Source organism: Streptomyces apocyni, assembly GCF_009739465.1.
Classification (GTDB): domain Bacteria; phylum Actinomycetota; class Actinomycetes; order Streptomycetales; family Streptomycetaceae; genus Streptomyces; species Streptomyces apocyni.
Window position 1 is genome coordinate 258,659 of sequence record NZ_WHOM01000067.1, and the last position, 12,800, is coordinate 271,458.

General features: G+C 72.2%; 9 protein-coding genes. 7 read left to right on the top strand and 2 right to left on the bottom strand.

All coding sequences use genetic code 11. From position 1 onward, the window contains the following. Window positions 1–96: 96 nt before the first annotated feature. On the bottom strand, window positions 97–1,731 hold the full coding sequence (locus GCN81_RS23270) for a DUF5691 domain-containing protein (RefSeq protein ID WP_156723055.1): 1,635 nt from the start codon (window positions 1,729–1,731) through the stop codon (window positions 97–99). Window positions 1,732–1,783: 52 nt separating this feature from the next. After that, on the bottom strand, window positions 1,784–3,163 hold the full coding sequence (locus GCN81_RS23275) for an SWIM zinc finger family protein (protein WP_156723057.1): 1,380 nt from the start codon (window positions 3,161–3,163) through the stop codon (window positions 1,784–1,786). Window positions 3,164–3,295: 132 nt separating this feature from the next. Here GCN81_RS23275 and GCN81_RS23280 point away from each other — a divergent pair, with 132 nt between their 5' ends. From GCN81_RS23280 to sucD, 7 genes are all read left to right on the top strand, one after another. After that, window positions 3,296–4,381, top strand: coding sequence for an ATP-binding protein (locus GCN81_RS23280; RefSeq protein ID WP_156723059.1), 1,086 nt, complete (start codon window positions 3,296–3,298; stop codon window positions 4,379–4,381). Next, complete coding sequence (locus GCN81_RS23285) at window positions 4,378–7,002, top strand: DUF5682 family protein (protein ID WP_231626468.1); 2,625 nt, start codon at window positions 4,378–4,380, stop codon at window positions 7,000–7,002. Before GCN81_RS23280 ends, GCN81_RS23285 begins: the two co-directional genes overlap by 4 nt. 5 nt (window positions 7,003–7,007) lie before the next feature. After that, complete coding sequence (locus GCN81_RS23290; RefSeq protein ID WP_231626472.1) at window positions 7,008–8,168, top strand: VWA domain-containing protein; 1,161 nt, start codon at window positions 7,008–7,010, stop codon at window positions 8,166–8,168. Between the two features lie 92 nt (window positions 8,169–8,260). Continuing rightward, window positions 8,261–9,340: a hypothetical protein gene (locus GCN81_RS23295; protein ID WP_156723063.1), complete on the top strand. Its 1,080-nt coding sequence runs from the start codon at window positions 8,261–8,263 to the stop codon at window positions 9,338–9,340. Window positions 9,341–9,436: 96 nt separating this feature from the next. Continuing rightward, complete coding sequence (locus tag GCN81_RS23300) at window positions 9,437–10,294, top strand: hypothetical protein (RefSeq protein ID WP_156723065.1); 858 nt, start codon at window positions 9,437–9,439, stop codon at window positions 10,292–10,294. 367 nt (window positions 10,295–10,661) lie between these two features. Next, a complete protein-coding gene (gene sucC, locus GCN81_RS23305; protein WP_156723067.1) occupies window positions 10,662–11,846 on the top strand; it encodes an ADP-forming succinate--CoA ligase subunit beta in 1,185 nt (394 codons plus the stop codon). Window positions 11,847–11,866: 20 nt separating this feature from the next. After that, window positions 11,867–12,751 carry a succinate--CoA ligase subunit alpha gene (gene sucD / locus GCN81_RS23310; protein WP_156723069.1) on the top strand — a complete coding sequence of 295 codons (885 nt, stop codon included), beginning with the start codon at window positions 11,867–11,869 and terminating at the stop codon, window positions 12,749–12,751. The last annotated feature ends 49 nt before the right edge of the window (window positions 12,752–12,800 follow it).

Consider the following 12,800-nt stretch of genomic DNA (forward strand, 5'->3'; position numbering starts at 1 on the left):
TTCCTTCCCGCCCCGCCCGATCAGGGGCGAGGTGGGCGGACGCCTGCGACCCGCGGCCTACGACCCGCGGCCTGCGGATGCGGTCTGCGGGCCTTGCTAGGTTCCCGTGAGCTCCCTTCGCATCGCCGCCCGCAAGCGCAACGTGCTCACCAGTCGCTGGAACGCCTCCGACCAGTACCCCACGGCCCCTGGCGCTCCGTCCTCCGGCTCGTCCGGTATCGCGGCCAGGGACTCCAGACGGTCGGCCTCGACCGGGTCCAGGCAGCGTTCCGCCAGGCCCATCACCCCGCTGAAGCTCCATGGATAACTCCCCGCGTCCCGCGCGATGTTGAGCGCGTCGACCACCGCGTGGCCGAGCGGCTGAGACCAGGGCACCGCGCACCCGCCGAGCAGCTGGAACGCCTCGGACAGGCCGTGCGCCGCGATGAAACCGGCGACCCAGTCCGCCCGCTCATCGGCGGGCAGCGCGGCCAGCAGCTTGGCGCGCTCGGCGAGCGACACCGCACCTGGGCCGCTCGCACCCGGCGCCGCGGGTGTGCCGAGCAGGGCCCGGGACCATGGCGCGTCCTGCTGGCGTACGGCGGCCCTGCACCACGCGCCGTGCAGCTCGCTCTGCCAGTCGTCGGCGACCGGCAGCGCCACCATCTGCTCCGGCGTACGGTCGCCCAGCCGCGCCGACCAGGAGGCGAGGGGCGTTGCCTCCACCACCTGGCCCAGCCACCAGGCACGGCGGCCCCGCCCGGACGGTGGATTCGGCGTGACGCCGTCCCGCTCCATGGCCGCGTCGCACTCGTGCGGCGCCTCCACCACCAGCTTGCCGTCCGTCCGGTCCAGCGCGACACAGGTCGCGGCGCGGGCCGCCATCCGTGCTGCCAGGGCCGATCCGGGCAAGGCGGAGAGCAGTTCGGCAGCGGTCGCCCGGACGTTACGGCTGCGGTCGGTGAGCGCCTGCTCCAGAAACGGCTCGTCGGCGTCCCCCAGGCCGACGCGGAGAGAGTCAAGGAACATCAGCCGGTCCTCGGCCCGCTCGGTCGTCCAAGTGGTGGCGAGCAGGTCGCGCGCGGTGGCCGCGTCATGTGCTCGTACGGCGCTGAGCAGCGCCACTCGCTCCGCGAACAGGCCCTCCTCCCAGAGCCGTTGGACCTCCGCCGTCTCTTCGGGGGCGGGTAGCTCGGCACCGCCCGGGGTCGCGCGCAGTGCGAACTTCCAGTCGGCGTTGAGCCGGGCCAGCCACAGCGCACGCGGCCCCGCGAAGGCCAGCGCCTGCGGCCGCAGATCCGTACGCGCACGGGCCGCGTCGAGCAACGCGGGGAGTGCCTCCGGGGGTGCGGCATAGCCGTGCTCGTTCGCCAGGGCCAGCCACTGCGGCAGCAGCTCTGTCAGGTCGGGTGCCGCACCGCGCCGCCCGCCTCCGCCGCCCCCGGGGCGGCCGGTCAGCAGCATCGCGAGCCGGTTCCTGGCGGCGGTGGGCAGCACCGGCCGAGCGTCGGGCGTGGCCAACGCCGGTGGGGCGGCGGCGGGGGCGGCACACAGGCCCGCCCTGCGCCGCACGGTGTGCGCGGCCGCCGCGTCCAGGAGCGCGCTCGGGGCGTCCTTGCCGGGGACGGCGACCGGTGGTGTTCGCCGCTCGGTCCCGAGCAGGGCTGAGGTGACGAGCTCCTCCCACTCCTGCCAGCTGGCAGGGCTGTTGGCGCTGTTGTTGCTGCTGGTGGCCGTGCCGGTGCTGGTCATCGGGCCTCCCGTGCGGGGTGGACGAGGTCTGGGCTGTACGGCGTCGCGTGCGTCAGCACAGGGGGACCGCCTCTCCTGCGGGGTCCGGCCAGGCGGTAAGGGGGGTGAAGCCTCGGTGGCCGCACTCGCCGAAGACCGTGACCGGGGATCCGCCCGAGAGCGCGGCGAGTTTCCACCGGCCGGGGTGGGTCAGGGCCGCCGGTGTCAGGGGGAGCGCCGACTTGCCTTCCGCGTCGGCCAGTTGCCAACTGTCGCCGACTGGAGTCGGTATGACCCCCTGGAGGGTGACCGGCCAGGAATCCAGCCAGGGGTCGTCCCGCAGCGCGGTGCCGTAGGCAGCCGCGGCCTCCCACGGGCCCAGCCCCGGCGGACGCGCGGAGGTGGGTTCGGGCGCGGCGAAGCGCTCGCCCAGACCCGCGCGCGGCTGCCCGCCTCCTGGATGTGGGGACAGCTCGGCGTCGAGCGACAGGCCGACCGGCAGCGCGAGCTCCGGTGCCCGCCCGGCCGCCCCGAAGGACAGCAGCAGCGCCGTACGCCCGGACTCGGTGCCGTACAGCCATATCCGGCGCGTCGTGAGCTTGGCGTCGGCCGTGTCGTACTGCGCGAGAACCAGCCACCGGTCCCGCACCGGCGGCCCCTCGGGTGTGGTGGTCAGCCCGATCCGCGCGCGGACCGTCGCGGCCAGCGGCTCGGGCAGCCGCTCCCGGCGCAGCCACGCCTGGTCCAGCAGATGCAGCAGCGCGCACTCCTCCAGCAGCCGCATCGGCCAGCCTGGCCCCGATGCCGGGATGGCACCCAGCTCCCGCACCCGCGAGGCGAGCCCCGGCGCCTGCGCGTCGACCATGCGCCGGGCCGTCTCCTCCCACATGCCGTACCCCGCCCGCTCCGCCGTGGCGAGGCCGCCCCGGAGCAGGTCCGTCAGCCGCTGCTCCAGCTCCGTCGCACCCGCGCTGATCCGCTCGGCCCGGCGCTCCGCCCTGCGTCGGGCCGCCTCCGGATCAGCGGACCTGGCCGCGTCCGCCCCGGTTCCGCTCTTCTTCTCCGCCCGCGTGCGACGCCCGGCCAGCCACTGCTCGGCCCACTCAGGCGCTGAGGCGTCTGGTGCCGACGCGCTTGGTGCCGAGGCGTCTGGTACCGCGCCGTCGTCGCCCGCCCACAGCAGCAGTAGTCCCAGCGCGTGCTTGCACGGGAACTTCCGGCTGGGGCAACTGCACTTGTACGCCGGGCCCGTGGTGTCCGCGACATCCACGACCGTCTGATACGGCTTGCTGCCGCTGCCCTTGCACAGTCCCCACACCGCCCCCTCTCCCGAGCTTCCCGTCTCCGACCACGGCCCGGCCACGCCGAGTTTGCTTCCCGCCTTGCGTGACGACGCGTCAGGCGCCAATGCCAGCACCTGCTCAGCCGTCCAGCGAACCCCCTGCTGAGTCATGTCTGCGACGGTAGGCCCCGCCACTGACAACGGCCGTGCGTACCTTTCTGACCTGCGCAGACGGTCGATTGTCAGTGGCGTGGTGCACGGTGGTCACACAGCCGGAAAGCTGTCGGAACCTGAGGGGGACTCATGACCAACGACGCCCTGCGGCCGCACGCCGAGAACGCGTTCGCGCACGAACTCACCGCACTCGCCGCGGCCGACGACCGACCCCGGCCCGCTCGTTGGCGCCTCTCGCCCTGGGCCGTGGCGACCTATCTGCTCGGCGGCACGCTCCCGGACGGGACCGTGATCACACCCAAGTACGTGGGCCCGCGTCGCCTCGTCGAGGTCGCGGTCACCACACTCGCCACCGACCGCGCACTGCTGCTGCTCGGAGTGCCGGGTACCGCGAAGACCTGGGTCTCGGAGCATCTGGCCGCGGCGATCAGCGGCGACTCCACCCTGCTGGTGCAGGGCACGGCCGGTACGCCGGAAGAGGCCATACGGTACGGCTGGAACTACGCGCAGCTGCTCGCGCACGGCCCCAGCCGGGACGCGCTGGTTCCGAGCCCGGTCATGCGGGCCATGACCGAGGGCATGACCGCGCGGGTCGAGGAGCTCACCCGTATCCCGGCCGACGTCCAGGACACCCTGATCACGATCCTGTCCGAGAAGACGCTGCCCATCCCGGAGTTGGGCCAGGAGGCGCAGGCCGTCCGCGGGTTCAACCTCATCGCCACGGCGAACGATCGCGACCGCGGGGTCAACGACCTGTCCAGCGCCCTGCGCCGCCGCTTCAACACCGTCGTGCTGCCGCTGCCGGAGAGTGTTGAGGCCGAGGTCGACATCGTCTCCCGCCGCGTCGACCAGATCGGCCGTTCGATCGACCTGCCCGCCGGGCCGGACGGCATCGACGAGATCCGCCGCGTCGTCACCGTCTTCCGCGAGCTGCGCGACGGCATCACCGCGGACGGGCGGACCAAGCTGAAATCGCCCAGCGGCACCCTGTCCACCGCCGAGGCCATCTCCGTGGTCACCGGCGGACTCGCCCTGGCGGCGCACTTCGGTGACGGAGTGCTGCGTCCCGGCGACGTGGCGGCCGGAATCCTCGGCTCCGTCGTCCGTGACCCGGCCGCGGACCGCGTCATCTGGCAGGAGTACCTGGAGGCGGTCGTCCGCGAGCGCGATGGCTGGAAGGACTTCTACCGCGCCTGCCGGGAGGTGACGGCGTGAGTGTCGCGGGGACGGCGGGCCGTGCGCCGACGGCGGACGGGGGTGGGCCCTGGGTGCTCGGTGTACGGCATCACGGGCCAGGCTCCGCGCGGGCGGTACGTGCCGCGCTCGAGGCGCGGCGGCCCGCGGCCGTACTGATCGAGGGCCCGCCGGAGGCCGACGCGCTGGTAGAGCTGGCCGCCGACGACGGGATGAGCCCACCCGTCGCGCTCCTGGCCCATGTCACGGACGATCCCGGGCGCTCCGCGTTCTGGCCGTTCGCCGGGTTCTCCCCGGAGTGGGTGGCGATCCGCTGGGCGCTGGAGCACGGCGTTCCGGCCCGCTTCATCGACCTCCCGGCGGCCCACACGCTGGCGCGGAAGCCGGATGAGCCGGATGGGCTGGATGAGTCGGACGAGCGCGACGCGGGTGCGGGCGCGGGGCTGCGGGTTGATCCGCTTGCCGCGCTGGCCGAGGCGGCGGGGTACGACGATCCGGAGCGCTGGTGGGAGGACGCCGTCGAGCACCGGGGCGCCGGGCCAGCCGCCGCCGATCCGCTCGCCCCGTTCGACGCGCTCGGGGACGCCATGACGGCCCTGCGCGAGGAGTACGGAGACGGCGGCCACCAGCGCGACCCAGGCCCTGTCTCCCCGGTCTCTGCGGGCCCGCGGCGCCATGCACGCACTCTCGCCGCACCGGGCACAAGCCCAAGTACATCCAGTACGAGGGCGTGCACCCGGCACGCCGAGAGCACGCACCTGACGCCGCAGGCTGTTCCGCAGAGACCGGCGAGACAGGACCTGGTGCGCGAGGCGTATATGCGGCTTCAGGTGCGGGCGGCACGCCGTGAGTTCGACGACCGGATCGCGGTCGTCTGCGGCGCCTGGCATGTCCCCGCGCTCACGGCGAAGAGCACCGTCGCCGCCGACCGCGCCCTGCTCAAGGGCCTGCCGAAGGCCAAGGTCGACCTGACCTGGGTGCCCTGGACCCACCGCCGCCTCGCCCGCGCCGGTGGCTACGGCGCCGGGATCGACTCACCCGGCTGGTACGCGCACCTCTTCGGCTCACCCGACCGGCCGTTGGAGCGCTGGATGACCAAGGTCGCCGGTCTGCTGCGGGACGAGGACCAGCCGGTGTCGTCGGCGCATGTCATCGAGGCGGTCCGGCTCGCCGACACCCTCGCCGCGATGCGCGGCAGGCCACTGCCGGGCCTGTCCGAGACGACGGACGCGGTACGGGCCGTGATGTGCGAGGGGTCCGACATCCCGCTCGCGCTGGTGCGGGACCGGCTCATCGTCGGAGACGTCCTGGGTGAGGTGCCCGCGTCGGCACCCGCCGTGCCGTTGCAGCGTGACCTGACCCGACTCCAGCGGACGCTACGGCTCAAACCAGAGGCGCTGGAGCGGGAGGTGGACCTCGACCTGCGCAAGGAGACCGACGCCGCGCGCAGCCGACTGCTGCACCGGCTGCGGCTGCTCGGCATCGACTGGGGCGAGCCCGCGCGGTCGGCGCGCAGCACGACCGGGACGTTCCGGGAGAGCTGGCGGCTGCGCTGGGAGCCCGAGCTGGCGGTGCGGATCGCCGAGGCGGGCATCTGGGGCACCACGGTGGATGCCGCGGCGACGGCGAAGGCCGAGGCGGACGCGGTCGGCGCGACGGCGCTCGCCGACGTCACCGCGCTGGCCGAGCGGTGCCTGCTCGCCGAACTGCCGGACGCGCTCCCGGTGGTGATGAAGGTCCTGGCCGACCGGGCGGCCCTGGACACGGACGTCGGACAGCTCGCCCAGGCCCTGCCCGCCCTGGTCCGCTCCCTGCGCTACGGCGACGTCCGCGGCACCGGGACGCACGCCCTGGCCGAGGTCGCCGCGGGCCTCGCCGAACGCGTCTTCGTCGGCCTGCCTCCGGCGTGCGCCGCCCTGGACGCTGACGGAGCGGCCGAACTGCGCGGCCATGTGGACGCCGTACACACGGCGGTGGGGCTGCTCGGCGAAACCACGACGGCCGAAGGCGGCGGCACTGGCGGTACGGGTGGCACGGGCACGGGCCTGCGGGGGCGCTGGCACGCCGTGCTGGGGGTGCTCTCCGGGCGGGACACCGTGCCCGGGGTCATCCGGGGGCGGGCCGTGCGGTTGCTGCTGGACGATGGCGAGTTGGCGGACGACGCGGCGGCGCGGCTGATGGGGCTCGCCCTCTCCCCGGGTACGCCACCGGCCGACGCGGCCGCCTGGATCGAGGGGTTCGTCGGTGGCGGCTCGGGTGGCGGCATGCTACTGGTCCACGACGGGCGGCTGCTCGGCCTGGTGGACGCCTGGCTGAGCGGAGTGTCGGCGGAGGCCTTCACGGACGTACTGCCGCTGCTGCGCCGCACCTTCTCGGCGTACGAGCCCGGGGTGCGCCGCACCTTGGGGGAACTGGTCCGCCGCGGCCCCGAGGCTCCCGGGGTGCGCCCGGAGGCCGCGGCGCTCCCGGGGTTCGCGCCGGAACTCGACCAGGAGCGGGCCGACGCCGTCCTTCCGGTGCTTCGGCTGCTGCTGGGGTCTGTACCGGGGGCTGATGTCGCGAATCTGGCGGATGTCATGGATGCAGATGTCATGGATGCGGATGCCGTGGAGGGTAACGGCGTGGTGGAGGTGGCGGGCTGATGGGCGTGGACAGCAGCACTGAGGAGCGGATCAGGCGGTGGCGCCTGGTTCTAGGCGGAGAGTCCGCTGACGGCACCGGTTGCCAGCTAGCTGGCCAGGACGCGGCTATGGACGCGGCGCTCAGCGCCCTCTACGGCCAGGGGGAGCAGCCGGAGCAGGGGCGGCGGCGCGGCGCGGGGCTGGGGGCGTCGGCGCCGTCCGTCGCACGATGGCTTCGGGACATCCGGACGTATTTCCCCGCGTCCGTGGTGCAGGTGATGCAGCGCGACGCGATCGACCGGCTCGGGCTCTCCACGCTCCTCCTAGAGCCGGAGATGCTCGAAGCGGTCGAGGCGGATGTGCACCTCGTGGGCACCCTGCTCTCGCTCAACAAGGCCATGCCGGAGACGACGAAGGAGACCGCACGCGCTGTGGTCCGCAAGGTCGTCGACGACCTGGAGAAGCGCCTCGCCAGTCGCACCCGCGCCACACTCACCGGCGCCCTGGACCGCTCGGCCCGGATCAACCGGCCGCGCCACCGCGACATCGACTGGAACCGCACCATCGCGGCCAACCTCAAGAACTACCTGCCCGAATACGGCACGATCGTCCCCGAACGACTCGTCGGGTACGGCCGGGCGTCCCAGTCGGTGAAGAAGGAAGTGGTCCTCTGCATCGACCAGTCGGGCTCGATGGCCGCTTCCGTCGTGTACGCCTCCGTCTTCGGCGCCGTGCTCGCCTCCATGCGGTCCATCCAGACCCGCCTGGTCGTCTTCGACACGGCCGTCGTGGATCTCACCGACCAGCTTGACGATCCGGTCGACGTCCTCTTCGGCACCCAACTCGGCGGCGGCACCGACATCAACCGCGCGCTCGCGTACTGCCAGTCGCAGATCACCCGGCCCGCGGACACCGTGGTCGTGCTCATCTCCGACCTCTACGAAGGGGGAATACGCGACGAGATGCTGAAGCGGGTCGCGGCGATGAAGGCCTCGGGTGTGCAGTTCGTGACGCTGCTCGCGCTGTCGGACGAGGGCGCGCCCGCCTACGACCGGGAGCACGCGGCGGCGCTCGGTGCGCTCGGCGCACCGGCGTTCGCCTGCACCCCCGACCTCTTCCCGGAGGTGATGGCGGCGGCGATCGAGAAACGGCCCCTGCCCATACCGGACATGGCGACTCATCAGTAACAGGGGGCTTGCGCGAAGCCAGGAGTTCCATGCAAGGATCGGCGCGCGCCGCGTACGGAGCGGCATATTCCGCGATAGGAGTTCACCTCACCTTGACTGCCACAGCCACGCTTCGCCCTGCCGCCCGGCGCCTTGTGCGCTCGGTGGTCGGGTGGCGTGCGCTGCGGGTGGCCCTGTTCCTCAGCGGTCTGCTGGCGCTCGGCCTCATCGGCGCGGCACAGGCGCAGGCGTCTGAACTCGCGCCTGACGCGCCTGACGCTCCGGGCGAGTCCCGGCTCCTCGAGGCCGAGTCCGCCGCCGAGGCCGAGGCCGCGACCCCTGCCGAGGCCCTGACCGACGCGACCGAGGAGACGGAGGCGTTGGACTCCATACGTGAGACCGCGCAGCGGTCGACTGACGGTGCCGCGGCCGCCGTTTCCGACGCGGCCCAGGTGCCGGACGTGGCTTCGGACGTGGCTGACGTGGCTTCGGACGTGGTTTCGGACGTGGTTTCGGACGCGGCGCCGATCGACCGGGGCGCTGAGGTTGCCCGCGTCGTCGAGGGCGCTGGCGCCGCTGGTGGCGAGCGCCTTGGTGGTGTGGTGGGTGCCGTGGGTGCCCCGGTGAGGGACAGGCTGAGTGAGTCCGTCCAGGCTGTTGGTGACGGGCTGCGGTCCGTTTCTGAGACGGTGCGGCAGCCGGTGGACCGGAGGGTTGGGAGGCTGGTCGGGGAGGCCGTGCGGCCGGGCGCTGACGGTGACCCGGTGGCGGCTGAGCGGGGGCAGGTGAAGCGGGGCGGCGTGGACGCTGCCACCGACGCTGCCGATCTTTCCGCCGCCGCCTCCTCGCCGGTGGTGGAGCCGACGGCTACGTACAGGCCGCTGGACACCCGGGGCTTGGACGGCGGCTCCGTGATGAGCCGTGGCCACGCCGTCGTTGACGGGATCGTCGCCGTACCGCCGCATGCGTCGCTTCCGATTCGAATTCCGCTTCCGCGGCCATTGGTGCCGCAGCCGTTCGGCGTCGGTGCCCACGCGGTCGTGGACAGCGGCACTCAGCGCCACCACGGTGAGCCCCTTGCCGCCACCCTCTCCGGCGGCGCGTCCGTTCAGCTCGTCCCGGGACCCGGTGCCCCCGAGACGTACTCACCGGTCCGCGACCGGCACCGCGACATCCTCGAATTCCCCGGTTAGGGCAGGCCTTCCCCGCCGTCTGACCTGCCGCGCGGGGGCGGGACAGGTCTGCCCACCGAAGCACCCGAGTGCGAATTCGAAGGATCTGACGCAAGCATGAGCAAGCACAGCAGCAAGCACGCCAAGCCGAACACGGGCAGCGGGAACATCCGCCGCTCCATCGTGATAGCCGCGGGCGCCACCGGAATGATCGCGCTGGGCGCGGGCGCCGCGAACGCCACGGACCTCGGCAAGCTCCCCGTCTCCGTGCCGGTCAGCACGCCGGACGTCGACGATGCCAACACCCCCGAGACCTCGGACGCCACCGACACCGCCGACGCGGCCGGTCGGACCGGCGAGGCGCACACCCCGGAGTACGACCTGCCGGCCATCCCGGGCGCCCCCGAGGTCTCCACGCCTGACGCCGAGGCCACGGTCGACGCCGAGGTCGACTACCTCTTCGGCCCGCTGGCCGACTTCGCCCCGCAGCTCGTCGACGAGGCGCCGGGCCACGCCGACGACGTCGCGCGGACCGCGGGCCCGATCGTCGACGAGACCGCGTACGCCGTCCTGCCGCCGCTGGCCGTCGACGCGGTCCAGGCGGTGCTCCCGGTCGTCGAGCGGGCCGGAGGCGACGCCACCGGGCTCGCCGACGGCGTGGCGGGCGACGTGACGGGCAGCGCCGTGCCCTTCGCCCAGGACGCGACCGGCGAGGTGAAGCCCTACGCCGGTGCCGTCACCGGAGACGCGAAGGACTTCGCCGAGACGGTGGTGGCCCCGGTCAAGCCGCTCGCCAAGGGCGTCGGCGGCAACACCACCGATCTGGCGCAGAACGTGACGGGCGGCGCCGAGCCGGTCGCCGAGGGCGTCGTGGGAACCGTCACATCCGACGCCGAGCCGCTCGTCGAGAACATCGCGACCGGGACCCAGGGCGCGGTCTCGTCCGTCACCCCGAGCTACGTGCCCAGCTTCTGAGCCGATGAGGAGACAGGCAGACATACAGAGCTGAGCTCCTGACTAGCTGAAGTAGCTGATCGTGGGCCGGACAGCGGGACTCGTCAGCGCACCGGAGGGGACCCGGAAGCGTTTCGATCCGCCGTCTGGCCCACGATCTGTGACTGTAATCACCGCCGCAGTGTGATCTGCGATTTAGGGCCCCAGGGCCTGCGGCGATAATCTGCGAGACGGACATGCCGCGTCCACGGACACCGTGAGCGCCTTCCCTGTGACAGCGCCCGTCACGTTGCCCTTCGCGGCACGCCCACGCAGACAACGAATCGCAAGAGCGGCGATGCAGGCGATGCACACCGCTCGCGAGACCACTGAAAAGGGATGGACGCGCGTGGACCTGTTCGAGTACCAGGCGAGGGACCTCTTCGCCAAGCACGGTGTACCGGTGCTGGCCGGTGAAGTCATCGACACGCCTGAGGCGGCGCGCGCGGTGACCGAGCGTCTTGGCGGCAAGTCCGTCGTCAAGGCCCAGGTCAAGGTCGGTGGCCGTGGCAAGGCCGGTGGCGTGAAGCTGGCCGCCACACCGGACGAGGCCGTCGCCCGCGCGACGGACATCCTCGGCATGGACATCAAGGGCCACACGGTCCACAAGGTGATGATCGCCGAGACGGCTCCGGAGATCGCCGAGGAGTACTACGTCTCGTACCTCCTCGACCGCACGAACCGCACCTTCCTCGCCATGGCGTCCGTTCAGGGCGGCGTGGAGATCGAGGTCGTCGCGGAGGAGAACCCCGACGCCCTCGCGAAGGTCCCGGTGAACGCCAACGAAGGCGTGAGCATCGAGAAGGCCCGCGAGATCGTCGCCCAGGCGAAGTTCCCGGCCGAGGTCGCCGAGCAGGTCGCCGAGATCATGGTGACCCTGTGGGACACCTTCATCAAGGAGGACGCGCTCCTCGTTGAGGTCAACCCGCTGGCCAAGGTCGCCGACGGCCGTGTCATCGCCCTCGACGGCAAGGTCTCGCTCGACGAGAACGCCGAGTTCCGCCAGCCCGACCACGAGGCGCTCGAGGACAAGGCCGCAGCCAACCCGCTCGAGGCTGCCGCCAAGGCCAAGAACCTCAACTACGTCAAGCTGGACGGCGAGGTCGGCATCATCGGCAACGGCGCGGGTCTCGTGATGAGCACCCTCGACGTCGTCGCGTACGCCGGTGAGAAGCACAGCAACGTCAAGCCCGCCAACTTCCTCGACATCGGTGGCGGCGCCTCCGCCGAGGTCATGGCGAACGGCCTGGAGATCATCCTCGGCGACCCGGACGTCAAGTCCGTGTTCGTCAACGTCTTCGGTGGCATCACCGCCTGTGACGAGGTCGCCAACGGCATCGTGCAGGCCCTGGAGCTGCTGAAGTCCAAGGGCGAGGACGTCACCAAGCCGCTCGTCGTGCGCCTGGACGGCAACAACGCGGAGCTCGGTCGCAAGATCCTGAGCGACGCCAACCACCCGCTCGTGCAGCGCGTGGACACCATGGACGGCGCGGCCGACAAGGCCGCCGAGCTCGCCGCAGCGGCTGCGAAGTAAGGAAGAGGACTCAGACCACCATGGCTATCTTCCTCACCAAGGACAGCAAGGTCATCGTCCAGGGCATGACCGGTGCCACGGGCATGAAGCACACCAAGCTCATGCTCGGTGACGGCACCAACATCGTCGGCGGCGTGAACCCGCGCAAGGCCGGTACGTCCGTCGACTTCGACGGCACCGAGGTCCCCGTATTCGGGACCGTCGCCGAGGCGATGGAGAAGACGGGCGCCGACGTGTCCGTGCTCTTCGTGCCGCCCGCCTTCTCGAAGGCCGCCGTCGTCGAGGCGATCGACGCCGAGATCCCGCTGGCCGTCGTGATCACCGAGGGCATCGCCGTCCACGACTCGGCCGCGTTCTACGCGTACGCCGTCGAGAAGGGCAACAAGACCCGGATCATCGGCCCGAACTGCCCCGGCCTGATCACCCCCGGCCAGTCGAACGCGGGCATCATCCCGGGCGACATCACCAAGCCGGGCCGTATCGGCCTGGTCTCGAAGTCCGGCACGCTGACGTACCAGATGATGTACGAGCTCCGTGACATCGGCTTCTCCTCGGCCGTCGGCATCGGTGGCGACCCGGTCATCGGTACGACGCACATCGACGCCCTCGCGGCGTTCGAGGCCGACCCCGACACCGACCTGATCGTGATGATCGGCGAGATCGGCGGCGACGCCGAGGAGCGTGCGGCGGACTTCATCGCGAAGAACGTCACCAAGCCGGTCGTCGGCTACGTCGCGGGCTTCACCGCGCCCGAGGGCAAGACCATGGGCCACGCCGGCGCCATCGTCTCCGGCTCCTCCGGCACCGCCCAGGCGAAGAAGGAGGCCCTCGAGGCCGCGGGCGTCAAGGTCGGCAAGACCCCGACCGAGACCGCCAAGCTGGCACGCGAGGCGCTCACCGCCTGAGCGTCTTCCGGTACGTGTGGGCCCGTACTCCCTTTCGGGGGGTGCGGGC